Origin of the sequence: Dermacoccus sp. BD5, from assembly GCF_044878485.1 — a bacterium.
Taxonomy (GTDB): Bacteria; Actinomycetota; Actinomycetes; order Actinomycetales; family Dermatophilaceae; genus Dermacoccus; species Dermacoccus nishinomiyaensis.
The window spans coordinates 329,825-345,185 of sequence record NZ_JANJER010000001.1; the positions used below are offsets into that span (position 1 = coordinate 329,825).

Genomic DNA, 15,361 nt, shown 5'->3' on the forward strand with positions numbered 1-15,361 from the left:
CGTTCTGCCGGCGCGACACTGCGCCACCCGAGGATGGCGCGTAACTCACAGGTAGGCATGCAGCAAACCCCTACCTGTGAGTCATCCGCCATCCTGGCGCGACGGCACGCCGTCCGTCGACGGCGCGCGACGCCCGTCAGAGCTCGTAGGTCTCCCCCGCGACGGCGACCTCGACGTCGCCCTCCCACACGGTGCGAGCATCCCGCAGGCAGTCCTCGACGGGCGTCCACGTCGGGATGTGGGTGAGCATGAGCCGCTTCGCCCCCGCGTCCTTGGCCGTCTGCGCGGCGCGCGAGCCGCTGAGGTGGACGCCGCGCATCTCGTCGTCGCGACCGTCGACGAAGGCCGAGTCGGTGAGGACGAGGTCGGCGTCCCTCTCGAGCTCGACGAGTCCCGGGCAGGCGTCCGTGTCACCCGTGTACGCGAGCACGGCGCCATCGGCCTCGACGCGGAGCCCGTACGCCTCGACGGGGTGGTTGACGAGGTGCGGCGTGATGCGCAGCGGGCCGATCTCGAACGTCTGACGGTCGACGAGGTCGACGAAGTCAAAGGCTGTGCCCAGGTCTTCGGGCTTGTCGACGGCGTAGGCGCGCGTCAGGCGCTCGCGTGCGCCCGCGGGTGCGTGCACCGGCAACTTGGCGTCGAAACGACCGAGCGGGTCGTAGTTGCGCACGACGTAATAGCTGCACAGATCGAGGCAGTGGTCCGGATGCAGGTGGCTGATGACGACGGCGTCGATCTCGTCGACCTCGCGGTAGCGCTGCAGCGCGCCGAGCGAGCCGTTGCCGAAGTCGAGCAGCACCGAGGTGCGCCTGCCGTCGGCCTCCGCCTCGACGAGGTAGCAGGAGGCGGGCGATTCAGGGCCCGGGTAGGAGCCTGAGCAACCGATGATGGTCAGTTTCACAGCGCCGCCTCACGCGTCACCGCGGTCACCTCGGGGCCGAGGAAGCGCCGCGCGAGGGTCTCGAACGCGGCCGGGTCGCCCGTCGTCATCCACTGGTGCTGCGTCGGGCCGAGCTCGGGATCGCGCAGCTGACCGATGTCGGCGAGCACGCGGTAGACATCCTTCGCCGTCTCCTCCGCCGACGACACGAGTGTCACCGTCGAGCCCACGACGTAGCTGATGACACCGGTCAGCAGCGGGTAGTGCGTGCAGCCGAGGATGAGCGTGTCGACGCCTTCGTCGACGAGGCCGTCGAGGTACTTGTGCGCGACCGTCAGCAGCTCCGGGCCGGAGGTGATGCCGGCCTCGACGAACTCCACGAACCGCGGGCACGGGACGCTCGAGATCTTGACCTGCGGCGCTGCGGCGAAGCTGTCGGTGTAGGCACCACTCTGGTGCGTCGCCTCCGTCGAGATGACGCCGACGCGGTTGTTGCGCGTCGCCGCGGCGGCGCGGCGCGTCGCCGGGCGGATGACCTCGACGACGGGCACGTCGTAGCGCTCGCGCGCGTCGTGCAGGACGGCTGCGGACGCCGAGTTGCACGCGATGACGAGGGCCTTGACCCCCTGCTCGACGAGCGAATCCAGGCATTCGATGGCGTACTGCCGCACCTCGGCGATGGGTCGCGGGCCGTAGGGCGCGCGGGCGGTGTCGCCGAGGTAGATGATCTTCTCGTGCGGCAGCTGGTCGAGCACGGCGCGCGCCACGGTCAAACCGCCGTAGCCGGAGTCGAAGATGCCGATCGGTGCGTCAGTCACGCTTTTCAGGGTAAGTCGTGACGTGTAGTGCTACTCACCGGTTGCGACCTGACGAGGTGTGAGGCTGCCCATATCGCATCGCTTCGGCCGCCCGGAATGGGCGCCGTCAGGCGTCGTCCTCGTCAGCGACGTAGGTGTTGGCGAGCACGCCGATCTCGGGGATCTCGACCTCGACGCGCTGCCCGGCCCGCACCTGGCCGACGCCCTCGGGGGTGCCGGTGAGGATGACGTCACCCGGCAGCAGCGTGAACGCCTGCGACGCGTGCGAGATGAGCTGCGCGACGTCGTGGATCATGTCGGACGTCGGCCCGTCCTGCTTCACCTCGCCGTCGACGCGTGTCGTCACGCGTGTGGCGGACGGGTCGAGCTCGGTCTCGATCCACGGCCCGAGCGGGCAGAACGTGTCGAAGCCCTTGGCGCGCGACCACTGGCCGTCACTCTTCTGAAGGTCGCGGGCGGTGACGTCGTTCGCGATCGTGTAGCCGAAGACGACCTTCATCGCTTCCTCGACGCTCACCTTCTTGCACATGCGCCCGATGACGACGGCGAGTTCGCCCTCGAAGTCGACGCGTTCGCTGATCGACGGCATGACGACGGGGTCGTTCGGGCCGACGACGGCGGTGTTCGGGATGAGGAACATGAGCGGTTCCTTCGGCGCCTCGCCGCCCATCTCGCGCGCGTGTTCGGCGTAGTTCTTGCCGATGGCGACGATCTTGGAGCGCGGGATGACGGGCGCGAGCAGACGCACGTCGTCGACCTGGTGGACGGCACCCGTCAGCTCGATCTTCGTGTAGAGCGGGTCGCCCGTGATCTCGGCGATCTTCTCGCCCGCCCCGTCGACCAGACCGAACATCGGGTCATCACCCGTCGTGAACCTCGCGATACGCATGTGCCCATCCTATTTCGTCGTCGCCGGCCCGCTGACGGGGCGGTGCGGCAGCAGGCTGTGGATCGCAGCGCCGTGGGTCGAGTTCTAGGATCGACGGGTGATGGAGCAGGTCGCGGTGATGACGCCGGCGCAGTGGCGCGAGGGGGTCGCCGCCCACGAGGCACGCGTGGCCCCGCACGTCGAACCGCATCTCGGTCGTCGCAAGGAGCACCGCAAGCATCCCGTCGAGGATTTCCTCTTCGTCTACTACTCCTACTCCCCCGGCAAGCTGCGGCGCTGGCACCCGGGCGCAGGCGTCGCGTTGCTCGTCGACGAGCGCGGTCGCACGCCCATCACCGACGACCGGTTCACCCGCCGCATCACGACGGCCGAAGGGGATGCCGATGTCCTTGACGTCGACGAGTTCGTCGACGCACGCGACCGCACCATCGCGTTCGTCAGGTCGCTGCTCACCGCGACGCTCGATCGCGCCCCGAACCTGGGGTGCTTCGGGATGCACGAGTGGGCGATGGTCTACAAGCTCGCGCCGGGCGAGCAGCGCCACGAGCAGTTGCCGCTGCGCCTGAGCCAGGCCGCGACGGACGACGTCGTCGAGGCCGCCGACATTCGCTGCACGCATTTCGACGCCTACCGCTTCTTCACGCCCGACGCCGTGGAACTGAATCGCGAGCGCCCGACGCGCGAGCGTCAGGTCGAGTTCGAACAGCCTGCGTGCCTGCACGCAGGGATGGATGTCTACAAGTGGGCGCACAAACTCGCGCCTCTCGTCCCGGGTGACCTCGTGCTCGACGCGTTCGAACTCGCCAAGGAGATCCGCACCCTCGACATGGAGGCCAGCCCCTACGACGTGCGCGGCCTCGGCTACGGCGTCGTCCCCGTCGAGACGCCGCGCGGGCGCGCTGAGTACGTTCGTCGTCAGCGAGAGTTCGCCGAGCGGTCGCAGGACCTGCGACGAAGCCTGCTCGACGTGCTGGACCGTGCCGCCCCCGCGCCCTGAGACATCTGCGACTGACGTCCACCTCTGGAACCGTTCTCAACCTGGTCGATGAATCGCGGATATGGACGAAAGTCGCAGAGGGGGACGAGATTCGCCGACGTGAACAGGATCAGCCGCTGAGGATCAGGGGTGGCAATCGAGGGTGAGGTGGCGTTCGAGGTAGCGGGCGACGCCGTCGGCATCGTGGGGGCCACAGGTGTCGTCGGCGATCGCGAGCACCTCGTCGTGGGCGTTCTCGACGGCGACGCCGCGCCCGGCCCATGTCAGCATCGGGATGTCGTTGGGCATGTCGCCGAAGGCCCACACGTCGTTCGCGTCGACGCCCCGCTCCGCGCACCAGGCCTCGAGGCGGGCCGCTTTCGTCACGCCCGGGGCGCTGATCTCCGCAAGCCCTGCCGCTCCTGAGTAGGCCAGCACTCCACGCCCACCGAGGCACTCCGTCAACGCCTCGACGAACGCATCGCCGCGCCATGCCTCGTCGCGTAGCAGAATCTTGCCGACGACGACGTCGGGCGGCAGCGCGGTCAGCTCACAGTCACGGACGGCGGCGTCGTGCGCCGGCATGCCGGCGTGGGCGTCCGGGTAGGCGGCGCTTCGGAACATGCCACGCTCGGTCTCGACGGCCGCTCCCGCATCCGGGAAGCGTCGCCGCAGGTGCTCGACGACGGCGAGTGCCTCATCCGCGGTGAATCCATCGGCCTCGATGACGCGCCGTGTCGCGAGGTCGTAGACGAACGCCCCGTTCGCGCAGATCGCCAGGGTGTGGGCGCCGACATCGTCGGCTGTCGACTCCGGCGATCCGGCAGCACCCACGAGTTCCGCGAGGTGATCGAGCCAGCGCGGTGGACGCGCGGTGACGACGATCGTCTCGATGCCGCGCGCACCGAGCCCCGACCACACCGTGCGCGTGTGATCGCTGACGCGCCCGTCGGTGTCGAGCAGGGTGCCGTCGAGGTCACTCGCGACGAGACGCGGGATCGGCCCGGCACCCGTCGCGCGGGATGCCGGGCCGTCACGCCGAGCAGTCGTCATGGGGCGCGGCCCGTCGTCAGACGAGGCGCGTCATCCAGCCGCGCGTGTCCTCCGCGGTGCCCTTCTGGATCGCGAGGAGTGCCTCGCGGATCTTCGTCGCGTACGGGCCGGCCTCGCCCTCGGGTCCGGACGTCACCTCACCGTCGGTCCACACGAGACGCCCCACGGGCGTGACGACGGCGGCCGTGCCACACGCGAAGATCTCGCTGATCGTGCCGTCGTTGCAGCCCTCGATCCACTCCTCGATCGTCACGCGACGTTCGACGGGCGTGAGGCCAAGGTCCTTCGCGAGTTCGAGGATCGAGTCGCGCGTGACGCCCTCGAGGATCGTGCCGGTGAGCTGCGGCGTGACGAGCTCTCCGTCCTTGGTCACGAAGAAGACGTTCATGCCGCCGAGCTCCTCGACGTACTTGCCCTCGACCGAGTCGAGGAAGACGCTCTGGTCGCAGCCGCGCTCGTTCGCCTCGATCTGTGCGGCGAGCGAGCTCGCGTAGTTGCCGCCGCACTTGGCGGCGCCCGTGCCACCGACGCCGGCACGCGAGTAGTCGCGCGACAGCCACAGCGACACCGGCTTCACGCCGCCCTTGAAGTACGCACCCGCGGGCGAGGCGATGACGCAGTAGGTCACCTCGCGGCTCGGACGCACCCCGAGGAACGCCTCGGACGCGAACATGAACGGGCGCAGGTAGAGGCTCGCCTCGCCGGCGTCGAACGCGGGCACCCACGACTCGTCAGCCTTGACGAGCGCCTTCAGCGACTCGACGAAGTCGTTCTCGTCGATCTCCGGCAGCGCGAGACGGTTCGCCGAACGGTTGAAGCGCGCCGCGTTCTTCTCGGGGCGGAACGTCCAGACCGAGCCGTCCTCGTGACGGTAGGCCTTCATGCCCTCGAAGATCTCCTGCGCGTAGTGCAGGACGGCCGCCGCCGGGTCGAGCTGGAACGGGCCGTACGCCTTGACCTCGCCGTCACCCCACCCGGAGCCCTCGCGCCAGATCGAGACGACCATGTGGTCGCTGAACTTCTGCCCGAAACCGGGGTTGCTCAGGATCTCGGCGCGCTCCGCGTCAGCGCGCGGGGCGGGGTTCGGCGTCATCGGGAACGTCAGGGCCATGGTCTTCTCCAAGTTGGCAAAAAGTGGGATGCGTCACTGTGTGGCCCCAGGTTAACGCCGAAGCAGCACGGCGGGCGTCATCGGGTCCGGGGCGAGCGCGGAGCGTCGACGATGTTGCCCGGGTTTCGCGGCACCTTCGCCGCGAAACCCGGCCAGCATCGGGAAGATGTCAGAGGCGGGCGGCGATCGCGTCACCGATCTGCGACGTCGAGCGGGTGGCGTCACCGCGTGACGCGAGATCCTCGGCGACGGCCTGTTCGACGCGGCGTGCCTCGTCGCCGCGCCCGAGGTGTTCGAGCAGCAGCGCGGTCGACAGGATCGTCGCGGTCGGGTCGGCCTTGCCTTGGCCGGCGATGTCGGGGGCCGAGCCGTGCACGGGCTCGAACATGCTGGGCGCATTTCCTTCGGGGTTGATGTTGCCTGATGCGGCGAGCCCGATGCCGCCGGTCACGGCCGCGGCAAGGTCGGTGACGACGTCGCCGAACAGGTTGTCGGTGACGATGACGTCGAAGCGCGAGGGATCGGTGACGAGGTAGATCATCGCCGCGTCGATGTGCGCGTAGTCGTGCGTGACGTCGGGGTATTCGGCACCGACCTCCTCGACGGTGCGGCGCCACAGGTGGCCCGCGTACGAGAGCACGTTGTGCTTGTGCAGCAGCGTCAGCTTCCTGCGCTCACGCCTGTTCGCGCGCTCGAAAGCGTCGCGGACGGTGCGCTCGATGCCGAAGCGGCTGTTGACGCTCACCTCGGTCGCCATCTCGTGCGGCGTGCCGACGCGCAGCGCACCACCGTTGCCGGTGTACGGGCCCTCGGTGCCTTCACGGACGACGACGAAGTCGATGCCACCGCGCGCAATGTCCTCACGAAGCGGCGTCGAGACACCCGGCATCAGCTTGCTGGGGCGCAGGTTGATGTAGTGGTCGAGCTCGAACCGGATGCGCAGCAGCAGCTCGCGCTCCAGCAGGCCGCTCGGCGCGCTGGGGTCACCGATCGCCCCGAGCAGGATCGCCTCGTGGCCGCGGATCTCCTCGAGCACCGAGTCGGGCAGAGTCTCCCCCGTCGCTTGCCAACGCTTGGCGCCGAGGTCGTACTGCGTCGTGCTCACCCCGCCGTCGGTCACGGCGTCGAGAACCTTGAGGCCTTCGGTGACGACCTCGGGGCCGATTCCGTCGCCTGCGATGACTGCGAGATCGATGTTGCTCATGCCCCGCAGATTAGCTGCTCGTCTTGCCATGCGAAACGCTGGTCTCGCGATACGAACCGCGCGGCAGGGCGCAGCCGTCAGGCGCTCGCCACCAAGGCGATCCCTGCGAGCACGACAAGCCCGCCGACGAGCTTGCGCGCCACCCCGCGCTCCTTGAACATCCACGCCCCGAGCAGCGCACCGACGACGATGCTGCTCTCCCGTGGTGGCGCGGCGATGTTCCACACGGCGTGCAGGAGTGCTGCGGTCAGCACGAGAGCGAGGCTCGTGGCGCTCATGAAGTCCTTGCCATCACACAGGTCCGCGCCGGAGCGGGCATGCGAGGAGCCGACGAAGGCGCCCGCCGGGGCGAACCGATCGGTTCGGCGCGGCGGGCGTCGCCGGGGAGGGAAGTGGTCAGTCCACCTTGCGCGCGGCGCCCTTGTCGGCGCTCTGCGCGAAGCGCGCGAAGATCTTGAGCGCCGCCGAGACGGGGCGGTGACGGTCGACGGGCTCCCAGCCGCGCTCGTCCTGTTCGGCGCGACGGCGCACGAGTTCGGCGTCGTCGACGAGCAGGTTGACGCGACGGTTGGGGATGTCGAACTCGATGACGTCACCGTTCTTCACGAGACCGATGGCGCCACCGGCCGCAGCCTCCGGCGACACGTGCCCGACGGATAGACCCGAGGAGCCCCCGGAGAAACGACCGTCGGTGATGAGGGCACACTTCGGGCCCAGCCCGACGCCCTTGAGGTAGCTCGTCGGGTACAGCATCTCCTGCATGCCGGGGCCGCCCTTGGGGCCCTCGTAGCGCACGACGACGACGTCGCCGGCGTCGATCTCGCCCTTGAGAATCATCTCGACGGCCTGCTCCTGGCTCTCGGCCACCTTGGCCGGGCCGGAGAAGTTCCACTGGTGCTCGGGCACGCCGGCCGTCTTGACGATGCACCCGTCGGGGGCGAGGTTGCCGCTGAGCACCGCCAGCCCACCCTCGCTCGTGTAGGCGTGCTCGACGGAGTGGATGCAGCCGTTCTCCGGGTCGGTGTCGAGGATCTTCCAGCGGTTTGTCGAGCTGAACGCCTCCGTCGTGCGCACCCCGCCCGGCGCGGCGTGGAACAGTTCGGTGGCCTTCTCGGTGGCTGAACCCGAGCGGATGTCCCAGTCCGCGAGCCACTGCTCGAGCGATGGGCTGTGCACCGAACGGACGTCGCGGTTGAGCATGCCACCACGATCCAGCTCACCGAGGATGGCGGGGATGCCACCGCCGCGATGCACGTCCTCCATGTAGAACTGGTTGCTGTTCGGCGCGACCTTGACGAGGCACGGCGTGACGCGCGAGAGCTCGTCGATGTCCTCCTGGTCGAAGTCGACACCCGCCTCCTGCGCCGCGGCCAGCAGGTGCAGGATCGTGTTCGTCGAGCCACCCATCGCGATGTCGAGACGCATGGCGTTCTCGAACGCCGGCTTCGCGGCGATCGCGCGCGGCAGCACCGAGTCGTCGTCGCCGTCGTAGTAGGTGCGGCACAGGTCGACGACGAGTCGGCCCGCGTCGAGGAAGAGTTCCTTGCGCGCGGCGGCCGTCGCCAGCGTCGAACCGTTGCCCGGCAGCGACAGACCGAGCGCCTCCGTCAGGCAGTTCATCGAGTTCGCCGTGAACATGCCCGAGCACGAGCCGCACGTCGGGCATGCGCTCTGCTCGATCTTCGTGATCTCCTCGTCGGAGACCGTGTCGTCGACCGACTTGATCATCGCGTCGATGAGGTCGAGACGCGTCTCAGCCGTGCCGTCCTCCCCGATGACGGCCTTGCCGGCCTCCATCGGCCCGCCGGAGACGAACACCGTCGGGATGTTGAGACGCAGCGCGGCGAGCAGCATGCCCGGCGTGATCTTGTCGCAGTTGCTGATGCAGACGAGCGCGTCGGCCTGATGCGCGTTGACCATGTACTCGACGGAGTCGGCGATCACCTCGCGGCTCGGCAGCGAGTACAGCATGCCCGAGTGACCCATCGCGATGCCGTCGTCGACGGCGATCGTGTTGAACTCACGCCCGACGCCGCCGGCCTCCTCGATGGCGCCAGCGACGAGCTGACCCATGTCCTTGAGGTGGACGTGACCCGGCACGAACTGCGTGAAGCTGTTCGCGATCGCGACGATCGGTTTACCGAAGTCGCCCTCCCCCATGCCGGTCGCGCGCCACAGGGCACGCGCACCCGCCATGTTGCGTCCGTGAGTCGTCGTGCGTGAGCGAAGTTCAGGCATGCGTTCAGTCTCCCAAGTTCGAGCAAGCGGTGCGAGAGGCGTTCAGAGAATGACCGAACCCGGCCACCTCGAAGGGTGTCCGGGCCCGGCTCAGCAGCGGCTACGGCTTCAGGATCAACGGGAGGCCGAACCTTCGACATAGTCCGAATCCGTGTCCGAGTCCTTCAGCCACGACATGAGGCCACGCAGTTCCTTGCCCGTCTTCTCGATCGGGTGCGAGGCGCCCTTCTCGCGCAGCTTCTTGAACTCCGGCGCGCCAGCGTCCTGGTCGTCGATGAAGCGCTTGGCGAAGTTGCCGTTCTGGATGTCGGTGAGAACGGCCTTCATGTTCTCCTTGACGCGCTCGTCGATGACACGCGGGCCCGAGACGTAGTCGCCGAACTCGGCCGTGTCGGAGATCGACCAACGCTGCTTCGCGAGGCCACCTTCGACCATGAGGTCGACGATGAGCTTCAGTTCGTGCAGGCACTCGAAGTACGCGACCTCCGGCTGGTAGCCGGCCTCCGTCAGCGTCTCGAAGCCGTACATGACGAGCTGGCTCGCGCCACCGCACAGGACGGCCTGCTCACCGAACAGGTCCGTCTCGGTCTCCTCGGTGAACGTCGTCTTGATGCCACCGGCACGCAGGCCCCCGATGGCCTTCGCGTACGCCTTCGCGAGATCCCAGGCCGAACCCGAGGCGTCCTGCTCGACGGCGACGATGACGGGCACGCCGCGACCGTCGACGTACTCACGACGCACGAGATGGCCGGGGCCCTTCGGCGCGACCATGACGACGTCGGCGTCCGCCTCGGGCGTGATGTAGCCGAAGCGGATGTTGAAGCCGTGGCCGAACAGCAGCGTCGTGCCGGGCTTGAGGTTGGGCTTGATGTCGTTCGCGTAGACCGTGCGCTGCACCTGGTCGGGCGTGAGGATGACGACCACGTCGGCTTCCTTCACCGCGTCGGCGACCGAGAGAACCGTGAGGCCCTCGTTCTCGGCCTTCTGCTTCGACTTGCTGCCCTCGGCGAGGCCGATGCGCACGTCGACGCCCGAGTCGCGCAGGTTGAGCGCGTGGGCGTGGCCCTGCGAGCCATAGCCGATGACGGCAACCTTCTTGCCCTGGATGATCGACAGGTCGGCGTCGTCGTCGTAGAACATGTCAGCCACGGGAGAAACTCCTCTTCATCACGTCCGCCGCATCGAAGCGGCGGCCTGTTCGGTTCGATTCTGCCCGAGCACTCACTCGGGCGGAAAGTTCAGTTCTTCTTCTTGTCGCGCGCCGAGATGGCCTTGGAGCCGCGACCCAGACCGACGACGCCGGACTGCACGAGCTCGCGGATCCCGAACGGCTCGAGCGTCGTGAGCAGCGCCTCGAGCTTCGCGAGCGTGCCCGTCGCCTCGATGACGACCGACTCGTTGGTCACGTCGATGATGTTGGCGCGGAACATCGTCACGAGATCGATGATCTGCGAGCGCGTCGCGGCGTCAGCCTTCACCTTGAACAGCACGAGCTGACGTTCGATGGCGCTCGCGTGGTCGAGTTCGACGACCTTGAGCACCTCGACGAGCTTGTTGAGCTGCTTGACGACCTGCTCGAGCGCGACGTCGTCGGCGTCGACGGTGACCGTCATGCGCGAGACGTGCGGATCCTCCGTCTCCCCCACGGCGAGGGAGTGGATGTTGAACCCGCGTCGCGAGATCAGCCCGGAGATGCGCGCGAGCACACCCGACTTGTTCTCGACGAGCACGGACAGGATGTGGCGGTTCGTCGTCATCGCTGCTGCTCCTTCGTCTGCGCGGCGTCGGCTGTGGCAGCGCCATCCTCGCGGGCCGCTTCGACCGCCTCGTCCTCGTCCGGGATGTTGACGTCGTCGGCGTCGTCCTCGTCGCGATCCCAGACGGGCGTGATGTCGCGCGCCATCGTGATGAGGTCGTTGCTCACGCCGGCGGGCACCATCGGCCACACCATCGCGTCGCGCTCCACGACGAAGTCGATGACGACGGGACGGTCGTTGATCTCGAGCGCCTGCTTGATCGTCGCGTCGACGTCCTCGGGCCGCTCGCAGCGCAGGCCGACGCAGCCGTAGGCGTCGGCGAGCTTGACGAAGTCGGGGATGCGACTGCCGCCGTGCGAGGTGTGCAGGTCGGTGTTCGAGTAGCGCTCGTTGTAGAACAATGTCTGCCACTGGCGCACCATGCCGAGGCTCGAGTTGTTGATGACGGCGACCTTGATCGGGATGTCGTTGATGACGCAGGTCGCGAGTTCCTGGTTCGTCATCTGGAAGCAGCCGTCGCCGTCGATCGCCCAGACGGTGCGCTCCGGCTCGGCGGCCTTCGCACCCATCGCGGCGGGCACCGAGTAGCCCATCGTGCCGAGGCCGCCGGAGTTGATCCACGCGTTCGGACGGTCGTACGTCACGAACTGGGCCGCCCACATCTGGTGCTGGCCGACGCCGGCGACGTACGTGCCCTCGGCCCCGGTGAGCGCCGAGATGCGTTCGATGACGTACTGCGGCGCGAGCTTGTCGTCCTCCGGCGTCGCGTAGCCGAGCGGGAACTGCGCCTTCCACGACGCCGTCGTCTCACGCCACGTCGCGTAGCGCGAGGTGTCGACGTCGTCGAGCGCACGCGCCAGCTCGAGCAGCACCTCGCGCGCGTCGCCCACGATCGGGACGTCGGCGTAGCGGTTCTTGCTGATCTCGGCCGGGTCGATGTCCGCGTGGATGACCTTGGCCTCGGGCGCGAAGCTGTCGAGCGCACCGGTGACGCGGTCGTCGAAGCGGGCGCCGATCGTGATGAGCAGGTCGGCGCGCTGCAGCGCCGTCACGGCGGGGACGCTGCCGTGCATGCCCGGCATGCCGAGATGCAGCTCGTGGCTGTCGGGGAAGGCGCCGCGCGCCATCAGCGTCGTCACGACGGGGATCTGCGTCTGCTCGGCGAGCGCCTTCAGCTCCTCGCTCGCCTCGGCGCGGATGACGCCGCCGCCGATGTAGAGCACCGGGCGCTCCGCTGCGCGGATCATCTCGGCGGCCGCCTTGATCTGCTTTGCGTGCGGCGTCGTGACGGGGCGGTAACCGGGCAGTTCGAAGCGCGGCGGCCACGAGAATGTCGTCTTCGACACGAGCGCGTCCTTCGTGATGTCGACGAGGACCGGGCCCGGGCGGCCGCTGCGCGCCACGTGGAACGCCTCGGCGATGGCGCGCGGGATGTCGGCCGGGTCCGTCACGAGGTAGTTGTGCTTCGTGATCGGCATCGTGATGCCGCGGATGTCCGCTTCCTGGAACGCGTCCGTACCGATGGTCTTGGAGCTGACCTGGCCGGTGATGGCGACAATCGGCACGGAGTCCATGTACGCGTCGGCCAGGGGCGTGACGAGGTTCGTCGCGCCGGGGCCGGAGGTCGCCATGCAGACGCCGACCTTGCCGGTGGCGGCGGCATAACCCTGCGCCGCGTGACCGGCGCCCTGCTCGTGGCGGACGAGGATGTGGCGGACGGAGACCGAGTCGAGCAGCGGGTCGTAGGCCGGCAGGATCGCACCGCCGGGCAGGCCGAAGACGGTCTCGACGCCCTGCGCCTCGAGCGCGAGGACGAGGCTCTGCGCGCCGGTGACGCTCACCTGCTCGCCTGCGCGCTTCGCCGCGACGTCACCCGGGGTGGGTGTGCGATCGGTCGTCGCCGTATCGCTCATCAGTACTCACCACTTTCACCTGGAGGTCGTGCACGAGGGTCTGGCATCAAAAAATCCCCCAGCCTGTGCGGCGATGAGGGATCAGCGTGCGTCGTGTCGGTCGAACCGATCAGAACGCACGCTGCGTGAGTACGAGAACCTGTGCCATGTCACATAGTTTTGTCGCGGGGTTACTCATGGGTCAACATCGTGAGACGCGCATCTCACGATGCGGTCAGCGGAGGGTGGCGTTCGGTGGCGGCGTCAGCCCGCCGTCCCAGGGCGAGCGGTGGTGAGGCTCGCACCGCCGGGCAGGAACGAGGTCCACGCTCCGGTGGTCTCGAGTACGGCAGCCGAGGCCGGCACGAATCCGCGCGTGACGACATCGATGTCCGCGCCCTCGCCGGCACACAGGTCATGGGCAAGCTGCGGCAAACCCGGCGCGTGGCCGACGACGATCGCGCTCGTCGCCTCGGGCGCCGTCGCGTCGAGTTCGTGGACGACGGCCAGCAGCGCCCGCGTGTCGGCTTCGTAGACGGCGGGCTCCATCGTGATGATGACGCCATGGCCCGTCTCGTCCTGGATGGCGGCCCACGTCTCGCGGGTGCGCAGCGCCGGCGAGCACACGACGACATCGCCGAGCAGCCCCTCGTTCTTGAGCCACCGGCCGACGGCGCGGGCCTCGCTCACGCCACCGTCACTGAGGTGGCGCGCTTCGTCACCGTCAGGGCCGGCCGGTTCAGCGGTGGCGTGACGAAGGAGAACGAGACGTCGGGTGGTTTCACTCACCTGCTCATCTTCGTCGCCGCGTACGCCTCACGCCAAACGCGGCCACGCGGCCCGCATGAGGCCTCGACGCTCTGGCCGCCATCGTCGCTCGGCGTGGCCATCGACGATCGCATCGGCGTCGGCCGTTCGGCCTTCGGTCGGAGGTTCGTGCCGGACCGATCTCAGGCGGGGCTCGCCCAGACGACGAAGTTGTTGGTGTGGTGCTGCGCGTTGACCCAGCCGCTCGAGGAGTCGCAGGTGACGAGTGCGAGGACCGGGGCGGCGCTCGCGCCCCACACGCGCGAGTCGTTCTGGAGCGCGTTCTTGTCGACGCTGGCCTTCGAGGTGATGACGAAGTCCTTGTGCGTGCCGTCGGCGTAGGAGATCGTGACCCGGCCACCGACCGGGGCGCTCGACAGCTTGTAGAACACGTCGGGCCCGTTGTAGGTGACGTGGCCCGCGAGCACACTGATGCCCGGCTTGCCCGGGGTCACGCGCCCGTATCCGGTGAACTGCTGGATGACGCCGCTCGGCGGGTTCAGCACGCCCCCGTTGAGCCCGCCGGGCACGATGCTGTGATCGAGCCCGATGCTCGGGATCGAGATGTTGACCGCGGCGGACTTCGGAACCGCGACGCTCGCCCCACCGCTTCCTCCGCCGGGTTTGGAGACGCCGCTCGATGCGCTTGCACGCGGCGTGGCCGAGCCGCTGGGGCGCCGGGCTGACGATGGGCCGCTGGTCTGAGGGGCCGGGGCAGCCGACGACGACGCGGCCGACGTGCTCGACGCTGCCGTGCCCGAGGGCGCGGAGCTGGAAGACGTGACCGAGACGGGCGACGGCGATGTCGACGATGCTGAGACGGAGACGGACTTGTCTGAGCTTCCCCCACCGCTACCACACGCACTCAGACAGAGCGCGACCGAGACCGCGCCGACACACTTCCCCAAGGTGATCTTCATGACGTCAGTCTAGGTCGCCCTGGACGCGGTGACGCCGGGATCCGTGGAGGACCCCGGCGTCACCGTGCATCGCGAGACGCTCGTCAGCGGCGTGCGCGACGCGCCACGACGAGCCCGCCACCCGCGAGGGCGAGAGCGCCCAGGCCAGCAGCCGCAGCGGTCGTACCGTTCTGGTTGGTGACGACGCGGTCCGTCTCGACCTTCGGGCCCTGACCCGTGGTGGTCGGGGCCGACGTGGTGGGAGCCGGCTTCGTCGGCGCGGGCTTGGTCGGAGCCGGCTTCGTCGGCGCGGGCTTGGTCGGAGCCGGCTTCGTCGGGGCCGGCTTCGTCGGCACCGGCTGCGCGGTGGGCTTGCCTGCGGCGGACCAGTCCGTGAACGGAAGGACAGTGGGCAGGCCGGCACAGCTCGACGGAACGCGACCCGAGACGCTGAAGGAGGAACCGGTCGAGGCAGCGTGTGCCGTCACCGTGATCGGCTTGCCTGCGTAACCCCCGACGGCGTAGACGGTACGGCTCGCCGTGTAGGGCGAGACGTTCTTCGTCACGAGCGGCTTGAAGCCCGAAGCCGTGAACGTGACCTGCGACTCCGTCTTGTTCAGCGTGCGGTAGCCGAATGCGAAGTTCGGCTTGCCCTTGTCGCACCAGTAGGTCATCGACGTGTACTGCAGGTTACCGCTGATGTGCGTCTCAGCCGCCTGCGATGCGCCTGCACCTGTGAAGGCGAGCGCGCCGACGCCGACCGCTGCGAGACCAGCAAACTTCTTCATGATGGCACCTTTCGAGATTTCCGTTGGACTCGGCGGTGCGTCATGC

Annotated in this window: 15 protein-coding genes; 1 reads left to right on the forward strand and 14 read right to left on the reverse strand. The window is 68.6% G+C overall.

All coding sequences use genetic code 11. From position 1 onward, the window contains the following. Positions 1-136 precede the first annotated feature (136 nt). The 3 genes from NQ706_RS01405 to NQ706_RS01415 all read right to left on the reverse strand — a co-directional run bounded on the left by NQ706_RS01405 (position 137) and on the right by NQ706_RS01415 (position 2,590). Positions 137-904: an MBL fold metallo-hydrolase gene (locus NQ706_RS01405; protein WP_038567488.1), complete on the reverse strand. Its 768-nt coding sequence runs from the start codon at positions 902-904 to the stop codon at positions 137-139. Continuing rightward, positions 901-1,701, reverse strand: coding sequence for a glutamate racemase (gene murI / locus NQ706_RS01410; protein WP_006945967.1), 801 nt, complete (start codon positions 1,699-1,701; stop codon positions 901-903). The genes NQ706_RS01405 and murI overlap by 4 nt, the downstream gene beginning before the upstream one ends. A gap of 106 nt (positions 1,702-1,807) precedes the next feature. Further along, positions 1,808-2,590, reverse strand: a complete 783-nt coding sequence (locus NQ706_RS01415) for a fumarylacetoacetate hydrolase family protein (protein ID WP_038567485.1) — start codon at positions 2,588-2,590, stop codon at positions 1,808-1,810. A 100-nt stretch (positions 2,591-2,690) separates the two neighbouring features. On the opposite strand from NQ706_RS01415, the gene NQ706_RS01420 reads away from it, so the two are divergent. Beyond that, positions 2,691-3,587 carry a hypothetical protein gene (locus NQ706_RS01420; protein ID WP_038567483.1) on the forward strand — a complete coding sequence of 299 codons (897 nt, stop codon included), beginning with the start codon at positions 2,691-2,693 and terminating at the stop codon, positions 3,585-3,587. 123 nt (positions 3,588-3,710) lie between these two features. Here NQ706_RS01420 and NQ706_RS01425 read toward each other — a convergent pair whose 3' ends face one another. The 11 genes from NQ706_RS01425 to NQ706_RS01475 form a co-directional block, all read right to left on the reverse strand. Continuing rightward, on the reverse strand, positions 3,711-4,619 hold the full coding sequence (locus NQ706_RS01425; RefSeq protein ID WP_051805742.1) for an HAD family hydrolase: 909 nt from the start codon (positions 4,617-4,619) through the stop codon (positions 3,711-3,713). Positions 4,620-4,635: 16 nt separating this feature from the next. Further along, positions 4,636-5,730, reverse strand: a complete 1,095-nt coding sequence (locus tag NQ706_RS01430) for a branched-chain amino acid aminotransferase (protein WP_006945941.1) — start codon at positions 5,728-5,730, stop codon at positions 4,636-4,638. A gap of 169 nt (positions 5,731-5,899) precedes the next feature. Continuing rightward, complete coding sequence (locus tag NQ706_RS01435) at positions 5,900-6,934, reverse strand: 3-isopropylmalate dehydrogenase (protein WP_038567480.1); 1,035 nt, start codon at positions 6,932-6,934, stop codon at positions 5,900-5,902. Positions 6,935-7,011: 77 nt separating this feature from the next. Beyond that, positions 7,012-7,212, reverse strand: a complete 201-nt coding sequence (locus tag NQ706_RS01440) for a hypothetical protein (RefSeq protein ID WP_038567478.1) — start codon at positions 7,210-7,212, stop codon at positions 7,012-7,014. Between the two features lie 118 nt (positions 7,213-7,330). After that, positions 7,331-9,172, reverse strand: a complete 1,842-nt coding sequence (gene ilvD / locus NQ706_RS01445) for a dihydroxy-acid dehydratase (RefSeq protein ID WP_038567476.1) — start codon at positions 9,170-9,172, stop codon at positions 7,331-7,333. A 114-nt stretch (positions 9,173-9,286) separates the two neighbouring features. Beyond that, a complete protein-coding gene (gene ilvC, locus NQ706_RS01450) occupies positions 9,287-10,321 on the reverse strand; it encodes a ketol-acid reductoisomerase (protein WP_038567472.1) in 1,035 nt (344 codons plus the stop codon). An 89-nt stretch (positions 10,322-10,410) separates the two neighbouring features. Further along, complete coding sequence (gene ilvN / locus NQ706_RS01455) at positions 10,411-10,929, reverse strand: acetolactate synthase small subunit (RefSeq protein ID WP_038567469.1); 519 nt, start codon at positions 10,927-10,929, stop codon at positions 10,411-10,413. After that, positions 10,926-12,842: an acetolactate synthase large subunit gene (locus NQ706_RS01460; RefSeq protein WP_038567465.1), complete on the reverse strand. Its 1,917-nt coding sequence runs from the start codon at positions 12,840-12,842 to the stop codon at positions 10,926-10,928. The genes ilvN and NQ706_RS01460 overlap by 4 nt, the downstream gene beginning before the upstream one ends. Positions 12,843-13,085: 243 nt before the next feature. After that, positions 13,086-13,610, reverse strand: a complete 525-nt coding sequence (locus tag NQ706_RS01465; RefSeq protein ID WP_038567463.1) for a histidine phosphatase family protein — start codon at positions 13,608-13,610, stop codon at positions 13,086-13,088. Positions 13,611-13,771: 161 nt separating this feature from the next. Continuing rightward, positions 13,772-14,548, reverse strand: a complete 777-nt coding sequence (locus tag NQ706_RS01470) for a class F sortase (protein WP_081873611.1) — start codon at positions 14,546-14,548, stop codon at positions 13,772-13,774. A gap of 83 nt (positions 14,549-14,631) precedes the next feature. Further along, a complete protein-coding gene (locus NQ706_RS01475) occupies positions 14,632-15,315 on the reverse strand; it encodes a hypothetical protein (protein WP_038567460.1) in 684 nt (227 codons plus the stop codon). Between the last annotated feature and the right edge of the window lie 46 nt (positions 15,316-15,361).

Excerpts from the sequence above, each read along its gene's own strand:
- NQ706_RS01415 (WP_038567485.1), bottom strand. The coding sequence starts at position 2,590 with ATGCGTATCGCGAGGTTCACGACGGGTGATGACCCGATGTTCGGTCTG.
- NQ706_RS01420 (WP_038567483.1), top strand. The coding sequence starts at position 2,691 with ATGGAGCAGGTCGCGGTGATGACGCCGGCGCAGTGGCGCGAGGGGGTC.
- NQ706_RS01425 (WP_051805742.1), bottom strand. The coding sequence starts at position 4,619 with ATGACGACTGCTCGGCGTGACGGCCCGGCATCCCGCGCGACGGGTGCC.
- NQ706_RS01430 (WP_006945941.1), bottom strand. The coding sequence starts at position 5,730 with ATGGCCCTGACGTTCCCGATGACGCCGAACCCCGCCCCGCGCGCTGAC.
- NQ706_RS01435 (WP_038567480.1), bottom strand. The coding sequence starts at position 6,934 with ATGAGCAACATCGATCTCGCAGTCATCGCAGGCGACGGAATCGGCCCC.
- NQ706_RS01440 (WP_038567478.1), bottom strand. The coding sequence starts at position 7,212 with ATGAGCGCCACGAGCCTCGCTCTCGTGCTGACCGCAGCACTCCTGCAC.
- ilvD (WP_038567476.1), bottom strand. The coding sequence starts at position 9,172 with ATGCCTGAACTTCGCTCACGCACGACGACTCACGGACGCAACATGGCG.
- ilvN (WP_038567469.1), bottom strand. The coding sequence starts at position 10,929 with ATGACGACGAACCGCCACATCCTGTCCGTGCTCGTCGAGAACAAGTCG.
- NQ706_RS01460 (WP_038567465.1), bottom strand. The coding sequence starts at position 12,842 with ATGAGCGATACGGCGACGACCGATCGCACACCCACCCCGGGTGACGTC.
- NQ706_RS01470 (WP_081873611.1), bottom strand. The coding sequence starts at position 14,548 with ATGAAGATCACCTTGGGGAAGTGTGTCGGCGCGGTCTCGGTCGCGCTC.
- NQ706_RS01475 (WP_038567460.1), bottom strand. The coding sequence starts at position 15,315 with ATGAAGAAGTTTGCTGGTCTCGCAGCGGTCGGCGTCGGCGCGCTCGCC.